This is a genomic window from uncultured Campylobacter sp. (genome assembly GCF_938045535.1).
Taxonomy (GTDB): domain Bacteria; phylum Campylobacterota; class Campylobacteria; order Campylobacterales; family Campylobacteraceae; genus Campylobacter_B.
On the sequence record NZ_CALIMQ010000102.1, the window covers coordinates 1 to 16983 of the forward strand.

At 48.0% G+C, this 16983-nt stretch carries 15 protein-coding genes; 13 read left to right on the plus strand and 2 right to left on the minus strand.

Annotated features, from left to right (window positions below; translation table 11 throughout):
- Positions 1-1212: 1212 nt before the first annotated feature.
- Together cysS and murJ are read right to left on the minus strand one after the other, a co-directional pair.
- A complete protein-coding gene (cysS, locus tag Q0095_RS03250) occupies positions 1213-2643 on the minus strand; it encodes a cysteine--tRNA ligase (protein WP_297881306.1) in 1431 nt (476 codons plus the stop codon).
- Positions 2630-4027, minus strand: a complete 1398-nt coding sequence (murJ, locus tag Q0095_RS03255) for a murein biosynthesis integral membrane protein MurJ (protein ID WP_297881308.1) — start codon at positions 4025-4027, stop codon at positions 2630-2632. The genes cysS and murJ overlap by 14 nt, the downstream gene beginning before the upstream one ends.
- An 80-nt stretch (positions 4028-4107) precedes the next feature.
- Here murJ and Q0095_RS03260 point away from each other — a divergent pair, with 80 nt between their 5' ends.
- From Q0095_RS03260 to Q0095_RS03320, 13 genes are all read left to right on the plus strand, one after another.
- Positions 4108-5211, plus strand: a complete 1104-nt coding sequence (locus Q0095_RS03260; RefSeq protein WP_297881310.1) for an ABC transporter permease — start codon at positions 4108-4110, stop codon at positions 5209-5211.
- A complete protein-coding gene (locus Q0095_RS03265; RefSeq protein ID WP_297881312.1) occupies positions 5208-5978 on the plus strand; it encodes an ATP-binding cassette domain-containing protein in 771 nt (256 codons plus the stop codon). The genes Q0095_RS03260 and Q0095_RS03265 overlap by 4 nt, the downstream gene beginning before the upstream one ends.
- Before the next feature lie 485 nt (positions 5979-6463).
- On the plus strand, positions 6464-7393 hold the full coding sequence (locus Q0095_RS03270) for an MlaD family protein (RefSeq protein ID WP_177389034.1): 930 nt from the start codon (positions 6464-6466) through the stop codon (positions 7391-7393).
- 2 nt (positions 7394-7395) lie between these two features.
- Positions 7396-7959 carry a hypothetical protein gene (locus Q0095_RS03275; RefSeq protein WP_297881314.1) on the plus strand — a complete coding sequence of 188 codons (564 nt, stop codon included), beginning with the start codon at positions 7396-7398 and terminating at the stop codon, positions 7957-7959.
- Positions 7956-8510 (plus strand): Holliday junction branch migration protein RuvA, encoded by a 555-nt coding sequence (ruvA, locus tag Q0095_RS03280; protein ID WP_297881316.1) that lies wholly within the window; start codon positions 7956-7958, stop codon positions 8508-8510. Before Q0095_RS03275 ends, ruvA begins: the two co-directional genes overlap by 4 nt.
- 23 nt (positions 8511-8533) lie before the next feature.
- Positions 8534-9565, plus strand: coding sequence for a D-alanine--D-alanine ligase (locus tag Q0095_RS03285; RefSeq protein WP_297881318.1), 1032 nt, complete (start codon positions 8534-8536; stop codon positions 9563-9565).
- Positions 9566-9624: 59 nt separating this feature from the next.
- A complete protein-coding gene (locus Q0095_RS03290) occupies positions 9625-9843 on the plus strand; it encodes a type II toxin-antitoxin system Phd/YefM family antitoxin (RefSeq protein WP_177389042.1) in 219 nt (72 codons plus the stop codon).
- Positions 9833-10564 carry an alpha/beta fold hydrolase gene (locus Q0095_RS03295; protein ID WP_297881320.1) on the plus strand — a complete coding sequence of 244 codons (732 nt, stop codon included), beginning with the start codon at positions 9833-9835 and terminating at the stop codon, positions 10562-10564. Before Q0095_RS03290 ends, Q0095_RS03295 begins: the two co-directional genes overlap by 11 nt.
- A gap of 863 nt (positions 10565-11427) precedes the next feature.
- A complete protein-coding gene (locus Q0095_RS03300; protein WP_297881322.1) occupies positions 11428-13224 on the plus strand; it encodes a Mur ligase family protein in 1797 nt (598 codons plus the stop codon).
- Between the two features lie 245 nt (positions 13225-13469).
- A complete protein-coding gene (locus Q0095_RS03305) occupies positions 13470-14150 on the plus strand; it encodes a DNA alkylation repair protein (protein WP_297881324.1) in 681 nt (226 codons plus the stop codon).
- Positions 14151-14248: 98 nt separating this feature from the next.
- Complete coding sequence (locus Q0095_RS03310) at positions 14249-14617, plus strand: pyridoxamine 5'-phosphate oxidase family protein (RefSeq protein ID WP_297881326.1); 369 nt, start codon at positions 14249-14251, stop codon at positions 14615-14617.
- 364 nt (positions 14618-14981) lie between these two features.
- Positions 14982-15659, plus strand: a complete 678-nt coding sequence (locus Q0095_RS03315; protein WP_297881328.1) for an SDR family oxidoreductase — start codon at positions 14982-14984, stop codon at positions 15657-15659.
- A 376-nt stretch (positions 15660-16035) separates the two neighbouring features.
- Positions 16036-16629 (plus strand): BON domain-containing protein, encoded by a 594-nt coding sequence (locus Q0095_RS03320; protein WP_297881330.1) that lies wholly within the window; start codon positions 16036-16038, stop codon positions 16627-16629.
- Positions 16630-16983 lie beyond the last annotated feature (354 nt).

Below are 16983 nucleotides of genomic sequence, written 5' to 3' on the forward strand. Positions count from 1 at the left end.
TCATCACCATACCCAAAATCGCCAATGCAAACTGCGGCCTATAATCCCTAAAATAGGGCTTAAAGCGCGATAGTAAAGTTTTAAAGCCGTTCAAATACAATCCTTTTTTATAAAATTTTTAAAATTTAAAATCCTGAAATTCCTGAAATCCCAAAATTTATGAAATTCCAAAATTTTTGAAATTTAAGAATTTATAATTCCAAAATTCCTGAAATTTCAAAATTTATAATTCTAAAATTCCTTAAATTTTAGAATTTCCAACCTCGAAATTTCTAAAATTTTAGAATTTCGGCCGCGAGGCAGCACAAAATTTGCGCGGCGGCGCGGGACTAATTTGCGCTTCGCAAGCTCGCTAAATCAACTCGCTCGCATGCGGCGACCGTACGGACGACGTCGAGATTTAGCTTTTTTATTTGCTACTTTCGAAGCGTAAAGCGCTTTAAATGGCTTTTGCGCATCGCAGAGCGGTTTTTACATTACCATTTTTAAAGCGTAAAGAGCCTTAAAAGCGAGCGAGTTTTTATTCATCGCGATTTCTAAACACTTTCGCACGCTATAAGCGTTAAATGCTTTGAGGCGCCATAAAGCGCTCACAAATACCGTATCATAATATAACATCGCGTTTATCGCGACTTCGCATCGTCGCGCTGCATTGCTCTTTTGCACCACCGCACTAACTATAAAATCGCGACCTGCCTTGCGCATTCGCCACTATATCAGCAACATCACCGAATGAAATCGTGACTTTCGTTGCTGTGTGCACCCACGAATATCGCCGAATAAAAATCGCGCCAAAATTTGCACGTCACCACAGCATGTTCCACTGCACCTAGTCGCGTTAAAATTTACGCACAGGCTGCCGCAGTGCTACTTTCACTGCGCTGCATCGCAACTTTGCATCGCCAATTGCCATAAAATCGCACTAAAATTTACGCACAGACGAGCCGTAGTGCTACCGCTGTACCGCGCTATATCGCGCTGCTGCATCAGCCGCGCCGACGAATGAAATTACGATCCGCCTCGCGCTTCTGTCGCCGCATCACGTCACACATCGCTCCTGCACCGTATCACTGAACAAAACCGCACCGCCGTATTGCGATGCCGCAGATAAAAATCGCACTAAAATTTACGCGCGGATTAGCGTTCGGATTTACGCTTCATATCGTAAAAATCGTAAAATTTAACGTAAAATTTTACGCTAAATTTTACGTTCTACTCCGCTGCGACCTCCCAAACGGTGCCGCTAGGCGTATCCATCACTTCGATCTTCATATCAGCAAGGCGCGCTCTGATGGCATCCGCGCCCGCAAAATTCTTTTCCGCTTTCGCCTGTGCGCGCTGTTTTATCAGCTCCTCGATCTGTGCTCTTTGCTGCTCGCTCACGCCGAAGCGAAAGTATTCGGTCTCATCCTCATATAAAATTCCAAGGGTCTGCTTCGCAAACTCTAAATTTGCGGCGATCTGAGCCTTTAACGCCTTGTCTTTCGGCGCGCGATCGAGCGCTTCATTCGCTCCTGCTACGAAGCTATCGAGCACCGCAAGCGCGCCTGAGGCGTTGAGATCATCGCTTAAAAACTCCATCATCTCCGATCTAAATTTAGCCTCCGCAGCAGGCAACTCAGGCGTAGAATTTTGTCCCGCAGTGGGAGTTAAAACGTCACGCACGCGCTTTTTAAGGCGGTAAATTTTATCTAGCCTCTTTTTGCTCGCAAGCAGATCGGTCACCGAATAATTAAAATTTGCCCTGTAATGCGAGCTTAAGAGATAAAATCTCAGCGCCTCGCCGGGTGCGATTTTTAGAGCATCTCCTACAAAAAACGAGTTGCCTAGGCTCTTGCTCATCTTTTCGTTATTTACCTGCACGAAGCCGTTGTGGAGCCAGTATTTGCTTAGCGCTCTATGGCGGGCGCAGCGGCACTGTGCGGCTTCGTTTTCGTGATGCGGGAAGAGCAGATCGGCGCCGCCTGCGTGAATGTCTATGCAAAATTGCGGATCGCCGCTATCAAGGTGCGCTAAAATCATCGCGACGCACTCGCTGTGCCAGCCCGGGCGCCCTTTGCCAAACGGGCTATCAAACCAATTCTCGTCAAATTTCCACAGCACGAAGTCCTTCTCGTCGTGCTTAGCATCGTTTGAGGCGACGCGGGCAATGTTTTTGCCGGCGCCCTCTTTTTTGCCGCTAAGGCTTAGATAATCCCCGTCCTTGCGCGTGTCGAAGTAGATGCCGTCACCTGTGATCTCGTAGGCAAAGCCTTTTTGAAGAAGCGAGGATATGAGCTCGCAGATCGCGGCGATATTTTCGGTCGCTTTGGGCGAAATGCTCGCGTCCGCGACGTTTAGCGCGCTCATATCCTGCAAATATCTGCGGGTGTAAAGCTCCGTGATCTCCTCCAGGCTCTTACCGGTTTCCGCCATCTTTTTTAAAATTTTATCGTCGATGTCTGTGAAATTTCGCGCAAATTTAACCTCATAGCCCTCCGCTTGCAGTACGCGGCGCAGCAGATCGAAGCTTACGGCGCTTTTTGCGTGCCCCAAATGCGCATCGTCATAAACGGTCGGGCCGCAGGCGTAAATGCGCGCCAGCCCCTCGCTAATGGGCTTAAAAGGGAGCTTCTTTTTACTCAAACTATCATAAATTACCATAATACAAGCCTTTTAAAATGTATAAAATCGCCGCATCGCCCGCGCAAAGCGCCGCGATCGCAATAATTTTTTTTGCGCGGATTATAGCCAAAAAGTTATTAAATCCAAAAAAATAGAGATTAAAGCCAAGCAGAAACGCTCCCGTTATCGTGCTTGCAAACGCAAGCCCCACCGCACCGAAGGGTTTAAAAAACAGCGCGCACAAAGCGACGTTTATAAAGACGCACCAGATCGAAATTTTCGCGCTTAGCTTCTGCTTCATATTCGCATATAGCCAGTGCGAAAAAATCCTAGACAGCCCGAACGGCACGAGCCCCACCATATACGCGCCGAGAACTGCGGCGCATTCTATGGAATTTTGGCGAGTAAATTCTCCGCGCTCAAACAGCAGCTGCGTGATCTCGTTTCGCAACATAACGCCGCCTATCGCAGAGAGCCCGAGCAGCGCCAAAAGGAAGTAAAATCCACGCTCGACGAGCGCCAGAGCTTGCGAGTCGTCGCGAGCTTTTACGAATTTGCTCATGCGCGGAAAGATCGCCGTGCTAAGCGCGATCGCAAAAAGCGCGAGCGGCAGCTGAAATATGCGGTTGGCGTAGTATAGATAGCTGATACTGCCGCTAGCAAGGAAGCTCGCAAAGAAGGTATCTATAAACGAGCTTAGCTGAAGTGCCGACGCGCCGAGCACGCCTGCGAAAAAATTTTTATAAAAGCCCTGCGTCTGCGGCTTATCGCCCCTCGCGAGCCGCGCAAAGCCGCCCGCTAAGACGCGCAGCATGCCGGTAAATTTCAACGCATAAACATGCACCGCGAGCTGCAAAAGTCCGCCCGCTACGACGCCGAAGCTAAGATAAAGCACCGCCGTGGCGCCGTCCTTACCGCGAGCTAGCAGAAGCGCCGCTATCATCGCTAAATTTAGAAGTGCGGTCGAAAACGCCGTCGTAGCGAAGTGGTCGCGATACTGAAGCAGCGAGGCAAAGAGCGTAACGACGAAGATAAACGTAAGGTAGAAAAAATTTATCCGCACGTATGGCACCGCAAGACTGATCTGTTCGGTGCTAAATCCGTATGCCAAAACTTTAGTAAAAACGGGCGCGGCGAGCAGCACGAGCGCCGTTAAAAGCGCGATGAAAACGCTAAATTTAATAAGCACTGCTGCGGCAAAAATTCCTTTTTTACGCGCGGCGGTAAAGCTAGGCAAAAAAGCCTGCGTAAAGGCCCCCTCGCCGAATAGTCTGCGGAAAAGATTGGGTAGTTTAAACGCTACGAAAAACAGATCGCTATAAATTCCCGCGCCCAAAACCGATGCGGTAAGCAGATCGCGTACGAAACCCAAAACTCGCGAAACCAGCGTGCCTGCGCTATTTGTAAAAAAGCCTCTGAGCATAAATCTCCATTAAATTTTATAAAATGCCAAGGTTGATTATATTATAATTTCCCCTATTTTTTGATTTTGGAGAGAAATTTTTGCGGAATTTAGCCTTTTCGCTCGAAAGCTCGGGCGGGAAAAACACCTTATCGCTACGCGGGCAGTGGAACTACAAAAGCTCGCGCTCCCAGCTGCTTGCACTAAAAAAAGCGGTAAAAAATCTAAACGAGCTGGAGCTAAGCTTAAGCGAAATTTCAAATTTAGACTATTTCATGGCGCTGATGATCAAAAACGCCCTTGCCGGCAAGCGGGTTAGCCTTGTGGAGGATAGCTGCAAAGCCGCCAAAATTCTAAGCTTTATGGATGATAAAACGATCGATTTTAGCTACGTACCCGAATCTCGCAGGCTAAATTTTTTAGCGCAGATCGGACTTTATTGTCATCTTGGAATTTTAGGCTTGCTAAGCCTTGCAAGCTTTTTGGGCGAGTTTTTTTCTAAACTCGCGGCTTTTATAATTCATCCGATGAAATTCCGTTTCAAAGAAACCGTAAATTTCATTAAAGATAGCGGCATAGACGCGCTTTTCATCGTCTCGCTGACGGCGTTTTTGATCGGTATCGTGCTTGCTTACATCGGTTCGGATATGCTCTCTAAATTTGGCGCTAGCATCTATATCATCGATATAATGGGTGCTTTGACGCTCCGTGAAGTAGCGCCTCTAATCGCCGCTATCGTTATCGCGGGTCGCTCGGCTTCGAGCTTTACGGCACAGATCGGCGTGATGAAGATCACCGAGGAGATCGATGCGATGAGGACGATGGGCTTTGATCCGTTTTATTTTCTTGCGATGCCGCGCATTATCGCGATGGTACTAATCATGCCGCTAATCATTTTTATCGCAGATTCGGTAAGTATTTTTGCTCAGATGATCGTGTGTGACGCGTATTTAGACATAGCCTTTAGCGATTATTTGGATAGATTTAAGGCTTCTGTAGAGCTTAGGCATTTTTTAGTAGGTATAATTAAAGCGCCATTTTTCGGGGCATTCATTGCTATCATCGGCTGCATGCGGGGTTTTGAGGTCAAAGGAAATACCCAAAGCATCGGTGAATACACTACCATTAGCGTCGTAAATGCGATATTTTGGGTCATTGCGATCGACGCGGTATTTGCGGTTCTGTTTTCGGAGATCGGGCTATGAGCGAGCAAGTGCAATCCGGCGAAAGCGCTAAAATTATAGTCGCGCGCGATGTTACTACTGCGTACGGATCGCGCATTATGCACGATAGCGTAAGCTTTAGCGTCAAAAAGGGCGAAATTTACGGCTTTTTAGGTGGCAGCGGCAGCGGCAAAACGACGCTGATGAAAACGCTCATATTTTTAAAGCGCCCGCAAAGCGGCGAGATTAAAATTTTTGGGCGCGATATTTGGCGCGCGAGCGAAGCGGAGCAAAACGAGATCCGCCTAAAATGCGGCGTGATGTTTCAGTTCGGTGCGCTTTACAGCTCAATGAGCGTGCTCGAAAACGTAGGCGTGCTACTGCGCGAATACTCTAAATTTAGCGAGCGCGAGATAGATGAGCTATCGATGTTTTGGATCCAAAAGGTGGGGCTTAAGAAGGAGGCCGCCGCGCTTAGGCCAAACGAGCTTAGCGGCGGTATGAAAAAGCGCGTGGCGCTGGCTCGCGCGCTAGCTCTGAGCCCTGAAATTTTATTTTTGGACGAGCCAAACTCGGGGCTTGATCCGCTCAGCGCCAGAGCCCTTGATAGGCTTGTTTGCGAGCTTAGAGATAGCCTCGGCGTCACGGTCGTGATGGTGACGCACGACGTGGATAGTATCTTTGACATTTTGGATCGGTTTTTGATCGTGGATAATCAAAAAATTGCCTTTGAAGGAAGCATTGAGGAAATTTCAAGCCTGGAGAATAATCCGCTCGAAGAGTTATTTAAGATGCGACAAAGAGATTGAGCTTCGGAATTTACCGAGCTAAAATACAGCTCGCGGCGGGTAAAATTTAGATAGGTAGGAGCTGAAATTTTAAAATAGTAGCGGAAAAATTTTAAATTTTAAACCTAGCGAGGAATTCCGGGCTCCGCAGGGCTTAAATTTTAAAATTTAGACCTTAGCGGCTCAATCGAAATTTTAAAATTTAGGCGGGTCGTATTTAAGGGCGTATTTAGGCGCATTTATTGGATAGCGCATTAAATTTTAAAATTTTAACGAGCAAGCTGCGTTAAATTTAAACTGGGGCGGTAAAATTTTACGCTAAAATACGGCGCGACGATATTTTGAAATTTCAAAATGCACGCTAAGCTTTAAAATTTAAACTCAGATGATTCTGCAAATTTTGCGACTATTTGAGAAAGTGCTAAGTTTTAAAATTTAAGCCCAAATGGCTATTTTAAGGCATATCGCAGGGCTTAAATTTTACGCTCTGAAATTAGGAGAAAAGATTGGAAAATAGAACTTCATACACGATAGTAGGCGCATTTGTTATGATCTGCGTCGCGGCTCTTACGGCATTTATGTGGTGGATGCTTACTAAGACCGACCGCGGCGAGAGCTACCGCTCCTACTATATCCACACAAAAGAGCTTCCCGTAGGCATTAAGGAGAATTCCGAAGTTAAATTTATCGGCGTAAATGCGGGCATAATCAAAAGCATCGACTTTGCCGATATCGAAAATGCGATTATTGAGATTGAAATTTCGGTAAAAAGCAAGCTACCGATCTCGCAAGATAGCGTCGCTAAGGTAGAATCTCAAGGCATAAGCGGAATCGCGTTTATAAATATCACGAAAGGAAGTGGCAAGCTTTTTCCGCCGAATGATAAAAAGCCGATAATTGCACTGGATAAAACGCTTCTTGATAAAATCGGCTCCAAAGCCGAAGTCATCACCGATAGCGTGAGTGAGATGATCTTTAAGATTAACGGGCTATTGTCTAAGCAAAATACCGATAAAGTGGATAGAATTCTATCTTCGATGGATAAATTTAGCGCTGAGCTAAGCGATGAGAAAAAATTCCAAAGCCTAGACGCACTGCTTGCTAACGTAAATACTCTCATAGCAAATTTAAACGAGCGCGAGAAGGAGCTAGACGCGCTGCTAGATAATCTAAATGCTTTTGCCGTGAGTGCTGCCAATCTATCGAATTCACTGGATAAAACCGCAGGTATCATCACTAAGCGTATCGATCGCGGCGAGTACAATCTAAAAGCGATCTTGGATCCTACGCTTGAGGAGGCAAAAAACACTCTTGGCGAGCTCAAAAAATCACTTAGAGAATTCCAAGGTGCGATGTTTAGGCTAGAGGACAATCCTTACGATTTCTTTTTCAAAGACACTTCTAAAGGCGCAGATCGCGACGATAAAAAGGAATAAAGATGAAAAATTTTATAAAGTTTACGCTTGCTGCGACGCTGGCGGCAATATTTTTAGGCGGCTGCTTAGCTAAGCAGGCTAAGCCATACACCTACTACGAGCTGCGTTATGATCAAAAGCGCTGCGTAAATCCTAGCGGTGTACGTAAAAATATCTTTATTGACACTATCACGGCGACAGATCTCGTTGATAGGCGGGATATTTTAATAGTGGATTTTAGAAACCGAACGCGGTTCGCAAGCGACGCCAAATTTATCACGATGCCTAGCGAGATGGTATATAAGGCGCTGCTTGATGCGGCATTTTCCACCTGCTCGCTAAATCCGATATTTGTGCCAAAAGAGCGGGATTTGCGCCTAAAAACCAGTATCGTAGCGCTTCAGGTCAATAACGATCAAGCAACCGTCACGATGGGGTATGAAATTTTGAATTCTTTAGAAAGCATAAAATCAGGCATCGTCACTAAGCGCGTTTTTGTGCCTGATCCTAGCTCGCAAAGCATTTATAATGCCCTAAATTTAGCGCTTAATGAGAGCATAAACGAAATTTTAAAGGCTCTTAGATGATAGCGGCGATCGAAGGGATTATCACGCGCAAGGAGCCCACTGCTTGCGTCATTAAATGTGCTAGCGGCGTGAGCTACGCTCTTTCATTGTCATTAAATACCTCCGCGAAGCTCATGCAGGGCGAGCTGACCGAGCTTGCGTGCGTACAAATTCTGCGCGAGGATGCCGATTTGCTGTATGGGTTTTTAGACGAGAGTGAAAAAAGGATGTTTGAAACCCTAATCAAGCTTAGTGGCGTAGGTGCAAGCACGGCGATGGCGGTTTGTTCGACGCTCGCTCCGCAGGATTTCGCGCGTTGCGTAGCTACGGGGGATGCTGCGACGCTAACTTCAGTTCCGGGCATCGGCCCAAAGACCGCTAGACGGATCATTGCCGAACTGGGCGATGCGAAGCTAATGGAATTCGGTCCTAGCGAGACTTATAAAAACGAAGCGGCGTCCGCGCTACAAAGCCTTGGATTTAAGCGCGATAAGATCAATCAAATCTTAGCAGGATGCAGCAGCACGAATACGTCAGATCTTGTCAAAGAGGCGTTAAAAAAATTAGCGTAGAAAATAAAATTTGAAGGAAAACAATGAAATTTGGTATAGTTTTTGGAGCTCAAAGCTATGAGCACGAAGTAAGTATCATCTCGGCAATTGCCGTTAAAAATGCCCTAAAAGGCTGGGACTTGGAGTTTGTATTTTGCGATAAAAATCGTAAATTTTACCGCATTGAGGATAAAAATATGCGCGCGGCGTATTTTAAGCAGGGCGGCTATGCTAAAGCAAAAGAGCTTAGCATCGGTGCGGGCGGATTTTTCGAGAGCGGAATGTTTAGCAAAAGCATGCTAGAAGTCGGCACATATATCAATCTAATCCATGGCTGCGACGGCGAGGATGGCAAAATGGCGGCGCTATTTGAGTTTTTTGGCATCCCTTACATCGGCCCTCGCATCGAAGCTAGCGTGCTAAGCTATAATAAAATTTTAACCAAGCACTTAGCCGCAATCGCAAATGTAAAAACCTTGCCGTATGAGATCGTAAATCGCACTAGCCTGCCTAATTTTAATTTTCCGATCATCGTTAAACCCGCTCATTTGGGCTCTAGCATCGGAATTTCGATAGCCAAGAACGAAAGCGAGTTTAGCTACGCGCTGGATCAGGCTTTTGAGCTGGACGACAGCGCGATCGTAGAGCCATACTGGGAAAACGTAAAGGAATTCAATCTCGCAGGCGCTAAAATAGACGGCAAAATCGTATTTTCAAACATCGAAGAGCCAAAAAAAGAGGGCTATTTAAATTTCGATCGTAAATATTTGGATTTTTCGCGTAGTGGCGCGATCGAGCCCGCTCGTCCTGGCGCTTTGCTAGAGGGCAAGATGAAAGATGCCTTTACGCGGCTTTATAACGCAGGATCATTCGATGGCGCGCTCATTCGCTGCGATTTTTTTGAAAAAGAGGGCGAAATTTATCTAAACGAGATAAATCCGAACCCGGGTAGTCTCGCAAACTACCTATTTGATGATTTCTCCGAGGTTTTAGCAGCTCTTGCTTCGTCGCTGCCGCCGATGAGGCAGATCCCTGTAAGCTACGAGCTGATCACCAAAATCACTGCCAATAAGTAGCCAATCGTTTAAAATTTTACGCTAAATTTTGCGTAAAATTTTACCCCAAAGGTCAAGTTATGATAAATCAAGACGAAATTTACACCGCTACCGAGATCGTGCGCAACTTCAGCACCGTTTTAAACAAAATCAAAAACCAAGAGATTAAAAAAGCCCTGATCGTCAAAAACAACAAATTTGAAGCCGTGATGATCAGTATGAGCGAGTTTGAGCGGCTCGAAAAAGCAGTCGAGTTACTTAAAGCCGTTTACGCCAAAAGGAGCGGCGGTGGCGAGTAAGGAGCTCGTCTACGGCGGCGAAAACTACAAAATCAGCTACGAAATTTCAAATCTGCAGCGTGCCGAATATATTTTGGTGCTGCACGGCTGGGGCGCAAACAAAGCGCTTATGTTTAGGGTTTTTTCGGATAAATTCCGCCGTTACGCGATAGTGTGCGTCGATCTGCCGGGATTTGGCGCCAGCTCGCAGCCCGCGCGCGCCCTTGGCAGCGAGGATTACGCGGAGATTATGCGCGCCTTTATCGCAGCTTTGGGCAGGCAGCCTGCAGCGATCATGGGGCACAGCTTCGGCGGCAAGATCGCTGCATTGCTAGCTCCGCGCAATCTCATACTGCTAAGCAGCGCCGGTATCATCGAACCCAAGCCCTTTGCCGTGCGCGCCAAAATCGCGATTTTTAAAATTTTAAAAAGACTTGGACTGGCGGGGCTTTGGCGTGCGTTTGCGAGCAAGGATGCCGCAGGTATGAGCAAGACGATGTATGAGACGCTAAAAAACGTCGTAAATGAGGACTTCCGCGATATTTTTTCCGCGCTAAGCCCGCAAAATACGCTCATCTTTTGGGGCAAGGACGATCGCGCCACTAGCCTAAAAAGCGGCGAGCTGATCCACTCGCTCATTAAAAACAGCAAATTTTATCCGCTGGCGGGGGATCACTTTTTCTTTTTGCAGAGCGCGGATTTTATCGGCGAGCAGATCGAAAAGGAGCTTAGCGGCAGCTAAATTTAACGATTCGGCGCCGCGCTAAATTTAAAGCGAAACGCGATTTTGTGTAAATTTTAAAATTTAGCCGCGAAATTTTAGCGCCGCTAAAAATCGCGCTTTAGATGTAAAAACAGATCGTGCGAAAAGCGAGGTGGCAGCGAGTGTATTTTAAAAAGCGTTTCAATGCGGCGCTTTAATACGGCTTATCTTGCGGCGCGCGTTTTAAATTTTGCATTGTGCTTGCGCTAAAATCGCAAGCCAAGGCGTAAATTTAGATTATAAAGTCGCGAGCACGCGGCATATATTTAAAATTTAGCGGCGCAAAATCTGCTCTTTGGGTGTGTAATTCAAAACGCAAAGCTCAAATTGCGGCGTGCCGCGTTAAATTTTAAAATTTTACGCCGTAGCGGATCGTTTCTGCTCTGCGCTCGCGATTGCGACAGCCGTACATGATGCGGCGAAACCGCGTGTGTACTGCAAAGCGGACAATTAAATTTAGTTGCAGGTCGCATAATCGCGTCATGTATTTACCGCGACACAAGGTCTATGTGCTGTAAATAATGCAAATCATCGCGCGAGATAGGGCGCTATATCACAAGATACGCAGCGTGCGAAAATTTCAGGTCGCGAAAGTATAGATGCGGCGCGGTATCGAGAACGCAGACGCAGCGCGGCAGCGTAAATTTATCTAGCGTGGCTCGTGCAGCTTTCGCGAGAGCGTGAATTTATGAGCTAGCGAAGTTTGCAAAAATAGAATTTGCAAAGAGGGAATTCGTAAAATTTGCAAATGAAGCCAAATGCCGGTTGGCTCGAGCTCGCCGCGTTTGCCCGCACAGGCTCGCAAAGCGGGCGCGTAAACTTATAAAAAGGAATTTTAAAAGATGAATATAATATTTTTGATCGCGCACGCGGCATTCGTCCTACTGCTGGGCTTTTATCTGATCACCTGCCTGCAGTGGTTTTCGTACAAGCCCGCGCGTATCATCTTTCACTTCACCAAACCCGCGTGGCACCTCTATTTTTTGATTTTGCCGCTGGCGGCGTATTTCGGCTGCGAGATCGCGGCGGGCCTCTGTGCGGCTAAATTCGGCGCCGCGTCCCTCTATGCCTTGCACGCCGCTAAAATTCTAATCGTCGCAGCCTACGCGCTCGCGCTTTATTTTTGGCAAAGAGGGCTAGATAAAAAGCTCGTCTTTACGCCGCGCGTGAAGCGATTTTTTGCGATTTTGGCGGTTTGTGTGTTTAGCTTTAACGCCGCGTTTTATGCCGCGGGGGGGCCGATTTTGCCGATCTTTTTACCGCTTGGCGCTGGCCTTGCGGCGAGCTTTACTTACGAGCGGGCGCAGGCTGCGAAATTTAAGGCCGACGCGCGCAAAAAACTAGCCCAGATGCCCTCCCTTACGATCATTCAGATCACCGCGAGCTACGGCAAGACGAGCATTAAAAATTTCTTGTATCAAATTTTAAAAAGCGACTTTCGCTGCTACAAGACGCCGCGCTCGGTAAACACGCTAGCGGGGCTCGTGCGCGACGTAAACGAGGCGCTGCCCGCAGATACGCAGATCTACATCGCCGAAGCAGGCGCCAGGCTAAGCGGCGACATCGCCGAGATCACCGAGTTTTTGGCGCCGCAGATCGTCGTCGTGGGCGAGATCGGCGCGCAACACATCGAGTATTTCAAAAGCATTGAAAACATCCGCAAGACCAAGCTTGAAGCGCTCACAAGCGTGCGGCTAAAGCATGCGTTTTTGCACAGCTCTACGCAAAAAAGCGCGGATGGGCGCGTCACGATCTATGACGAGGGGCTGGAAATTTGCGGCGCGGATCTGGACGGAATAAAATTTAGCCTTAGCTTGAGCGATGATGAAAGCGGTGCTAGCGGCGAAAATTCTGTGCCGCGCGCAGAAACATCCGCCGCAAAGGGCAAAGAGCAGGGCGATTTGAGCCGAAACGCAAGCAGTGAGGCATGCGTAGAAAAAGATAAAAATTCTAAAAATTACGGCACCGATTTTGACGATGCAAATTTTGTATCCTGCGCCGAACGGAGCGAGCAAGAATTTTACGAACAAGCCGCCCGTGCCGCTAGCGACGATAAAATTTGTAACGTCAAAGAGTGGGGCGTGCAAGAGGCTTCAAACGAGCGTAAAATTTCAAACGGGCGGAGAGAACTATGCGAGAGACATGAGTTTTTCGCGCCGGTTTTGGGTAAATTTAACGCCGCAAATCTCGCCGCGTGCATAAAGATCGCGCGATTTTTAGGGCTTAGGGCTGATAAGATTAAAAGCCGCGTCGCGCATGTTAGTGCCGTCGAGCACCGCCTCGCGCGGCTCGATGCGGGCGGCAAGATCATCATCGACGATAGCTTCAACGGCAATCTAAGCGGCATGCTGCAAAGCTACGAGCTGATGCGAAGCTACGGCGGGCGCAAGGTCATCATCACGCCGGGCATCGTCGAGAGCACGCGCGAGGACAACGAGACGTTAGGCGCTAAGATCGATGAAATTTTTGATCTTGCGATCATCACGGGCGAGCTAAATTCCGAGGCGCTACAAAGCAAGATCGACCCCGCAAAGACTATCGTTTTGAAAGACAAGCGCGATTTGCAGCGGGTTTTGAGCGAAAATACGCACAGCGGCGATCTGATTTTATTTTCAAACGACGCGCCGAGCTTTATTTAAGCGGCTTTGGCGGCACGGCTTGCTTTGCCTGACGCCATACTGCGCGATTTAGCAGGGTGAGTTTTTAGTCAAAAGACTTTGAGCGAGTGCGGCGAGCGACTTAAACGCGATCTATCGGGCGATTAGTTTGAGCTGCGGCGCGATTTGTTTAGATAGGATAGCCTGTACGGCAAAATTTCGGTGCGTCGTTATAAAATCGCAATCTTGCACGCGATTAAATTTAGGATCAAATTTAAAGGAAAGCTATGGATTTACGAGAAAAGATGCTAGGGCAGCTGCGGGCGTTAAGCGAGGATAAGTTCGCGCAATTTTCGCAGCGCCTAATACCCGCGCCGCAGATTTTGGGCGTGCGCACTCCGGCGCTACGCGCGCTTGCTCGCAAAAGTTTCGCCGCTTTGGGCGGAGCGGACGAGGCGCGGCGAGAGCTGCAAAAATATAAGCCGGTTTTTCACGAGGAGTTCGTGCTAAAGGGCTTTTTTATAATGCTTTTGAAGCAGGACGAGGCAAAATTTACCCTTGCGAGCGATTTTATAAAAACGATGCCTAATTGGGCGGTTTGCGATATGTTCGCTCCGAAATTCAGGGATGCTGCTTTCGCGGACGCGCTGCTAAAGCAGGCTAAGGGCGGCGAGGACGAGTTTGAGAGGCGATTTTTCTACGTTTATTTTATGCGAAATATGAGCGCGATCTCGCCTAAGGAGTTTTTTGAAATTTGCGCCGCCGAAAGCGACGAGCGGTACTACGTGCAGATGGGCGCGGCGTGGGCGATAGCCGAGATGTTTATCAAGCAGTGCGAGATCACGCTTGCGTTTTTGGCGAGCAAACGAGCGGCTAAATTTGTCCAAAACAAGGCGATATCGAAGATCTGCGATAGCTTTCGCGTAAGTAAAGCCGAAAAAGATGCGCTTTTGAAATATAAAATTTAACCGAGGCGGAAAGTGGCGGAGGTAGTTAAAATTTCAGTTGCGCGCGGGGCTTGTCAGCCAAAATCGCGAGCTTTAAAATGTAAATTTAAGGAGAGAAAATGTTTAGCAAGGAATTTTTAGAAATCTTAAATTATGAATGCGCCGTGGGTATCGCTACCTGCGCGCACGGCGAGGCTCATATCAGCAATACGTGGAACAGATATCTCATCATTAAGGGTGATCGCATCCTCATCCCCGCTGCGGGTATGAAAAAGACGCAAAGCAACGTGGAGGCTAATCCGAACGTCGAGCTTAGCGTCGCAACGAAGGAGCTAGCAGGCAGGTTCGGAGCGGGGCGTGGCTTTGTAGTGAAGGGCACAGCGCGTTTTATTGATAGCGGTGCGGAGTTTGAAGAAACGAAGGCGAAATTTCCGTTTGCTACGAGGCTACTTGAAATCACGGCTAGTAGCGTAAAACAGGTGCTGTAAGCCAAGCGGCGCAGTTTGGGTGGAATTTACGAATGAAATTCCCGATGAAATTCCGCCGCGAGCTTTACAATGGAATTTTGCCGTGAAATTTTATCGATGGAATTTTAAAGTTAGTAAAATTTTATCGACGAAATTTCGCTTCGCCGTAAAATTTTAAAGCGAGCGAAATTTTAAAGCGGGTAAAATTTCAAAGCCCGCAAAATTTCAAAGTCTGCGAGATCCGCAGATCTCGCTCAAATTTTTAGGGCATAAATTTACGCATTAAAAGGAAAAGTATGAAACGATTAGAGGGAAAAACTGCCGTAATTACGGGGGCGGCATAGGGCTTGGCATCGCAAAGTGTTTCGCCGAAGAGGGCGCAAATTTGATCCTGCTAGGCAGAAGCGAGGAGAAATTAAAAATCGCGCAGGAGGCATTGGGCGGTTACGGCGTGAAAATTTACGCGATGGAGGCGGATTTGGCGCAAAGCAAAACGATAAAAGGCCTTTGCGAGCGCATTTTAGCGCTACCTCTTAAGATAGATATCCTCGTAAATAACGCCGGGTTGGGAAAATTCGTGCCGTTTGAGGCGACCGACGAAGCGCTGCTGGACGCTCATCTAAACCTAAACGTCAAAGCGCCATATCTGCTTACTCAGGGGCTTTTGGGCGCGCTTGCGGCTAGCAAAGGCTGCGTGATCAATATCTCGTCGTATTTTGCGAACCGAATGCTCGTAGGACGCACTACGACGGCGTATTCGATCACCAAAGGCGCGCTAAATTCTTTCACTAAATCGCTTGCCTTCGAGGTCGGCAAACTCGGCGTGCGCGTTAATGCCATAGCGCCCGGAAGCGTGCTTACGCCGCAGTTTGAGCGAAATTTAAGCGCACTTAGCCCGCAGGGGCGCGAGGCGTTTGAGCAAATGGTGCAAAATATCTATCCGCTCGGCAAAATCGGCAGCGCGCAGGACATCGGCGATGCGGCGGTGTTTTTGGCATCAGACGAGGCGAAATGGGTCAGCGGCGCGATATTTGCGATAGACGGCGGGCTTACGACGAATTAGCCGCGACCGGTCGGAATTTTGGGCGCGGGTTTTGAAATATAAAATTTTACAGAAGCGAATTCCGCCTCGAGAAATTTACCCCGTAGAATTCGCAGCGGCAAATTTGCAATGAAAATTTAGCCGCGTAGAATTTTACGGCGACGAATACTGCGCGCGAAATTCCGCCGTGGCGAAAGCGCAAAATTCTGCAAGCCGTGCGAATTACAACGTAAATTTTAAAATTTATATTGTAAAATTTTGCGGCGCGCGGTTTGGGTGGAATCTCGCAGCGCAAAATTTTAAGCTGCGGCAAAACGGCGCCTGCGGGGCTAAATTTAAAAAGCGGAGTCGGCAGCCGGCTTGAGATAATTAGAAATTAAACGAGATTGGAGAGGGTTTGAGGGTTTTGTTTCTAGCGATTTTAGCGGTGTTTTTGCTCTCTTGCGCGGCGCTATTTAGCTCGTGCGCGGCTCCGCTGGCGCCCGCTGGCAATGCGCTTAGCGTGTATGACATCTACTCCGTAGCGCGCGACCGCCGCAGCGTCAGCGAGGTCGCTAGTGACAAGCTCATCCAGACTAAAATTCAAAGCAAAATTCTATTTACCAAAGGCCTTAGTAGCTGGGATCTGGAGGTCGAGTGCTTCTACGGCGAGGTCTATCTCATCGGGCTGCTGGATAGCGAAGCGATGCGCGAGCCGCTGCTTGCTTTGGCTCGGCAAACCGAAGGCGTGCGGCGCGTGCATACCTATCTGCGGATCAAAAAGCCCGAATATCCTTGCAATTCGTTTGAAATTTTTGCAAATTTAAAGAAAAATCTCTTTTCCGATACCGACGTTTCGGGCACTGCGGTGCGCGTGGCGATCGTGGGCTGCGACGTGGTATTTAGCGGCGTGGTAACGGACATCGAGCATGAAAAGCACGCGATCTGGTACGCGACGCACGCGCCCGGGGTGCAGGATGTGTATTCCTTTCTGCGCGTGGTGAAGGAGTAGGGGCTTTGCGGTTAATTTGACCGCTTCGGCACGGCAAATTTACCCGCTTGCGGCGGGCTAAATTTAAGGATATGCTCGATTTATTTTAGCTCGTTTGCGGGGCGATCGGCGTGCATGAAATTAAAATTTTATCGGCGCGCAAGACAGCTGGAATTTTAAAATCTGGCTACGAGCGAGAGCATTAAGTAAATTTAAAGCCGCCTCAGACGATAATTTCGCAGATGAAATTTACGCCGCGAGCGCTCGCCGAAAAGTAGCGCCCAGCGTGCCGATAAAAAGCGCGCCCTGTTTAAATAGCGGCTAAATCAAAAGCGCACGCGCGAGCTAAATTTAAAGCGTTGCGTTTTAAAAGCG

Bases quoted from the DNA above. Each gene is read 5' to 3' on its own strand.
- Q0095_RS03275 (WP_297881314.1), top strand. From the start codon at position 7,396: ATGAAAAATTTTATAAAGTTTACGCTTGCTGCGACGCTGGCGGCAATA.
- Q0095_RS03265 (WP_297881312.1), top strand. From the start codon at position 5,208: ATGAGCGAGCAAGTGCAATCCGGCGAAAGCGCTAAAATTATAGTCGCG.
- Q0095_RS03290 (WP_177389042.1), top strand. From the start codon at position 9,625: ATGATAAATCAAGACGAAATTTACACCGCTACCGAGATCGTGCGCAAC.
- cysS (WP_297881306.1), bottom strand. From the start codon at position 2,643: ATGGTAATTTATGATAGTTTGAGTAAAAAGAAGCTCCCTTTTAAGCCC.
- murJ (WP_297881308.1), bottom strand. From the start codon at position 4,027: ATGCTCAGAGGCTTTTTTACAAATAGCGCAGGCACGCTGGTTTCGCGA.
- ruvA (WP_297881316.1), top strand. From the start codon at position 7,956: ATGATAGCGGCGATCGAAGGGATTATCACGCGCAAGGAGCCCACTGCT.
- Q0095_RS03305 (WP_297881324.1), top strand. From the start codon at position 13,470: ATGGATTTACGAGAAAAGATGCTAGGGCAGCTGCGGGCGTTAAGCGAG.
- Q0095_RS03300 (WP_297881322.1), top strand. From the start codon at position 11,428: ATGAATATAATATTTTTGATCGCGCACGCGGCATTCGTCCTACTGCTG.
- Q0095_RS03285 (WP_297881318.1), top strand. From the start codon at position 8,534: ATGAAATTTGGTATAGTTTTTGGAGCTCAAAGCTATGAGCACGAAGTA.
- Q0095_RS03310 (WP_297881326.1), top strand. From the start codon at position 14,249: ATGTTTAGCAAGGAATTTTTAGAAATCTTAAATTATGAATGCGCCGTG.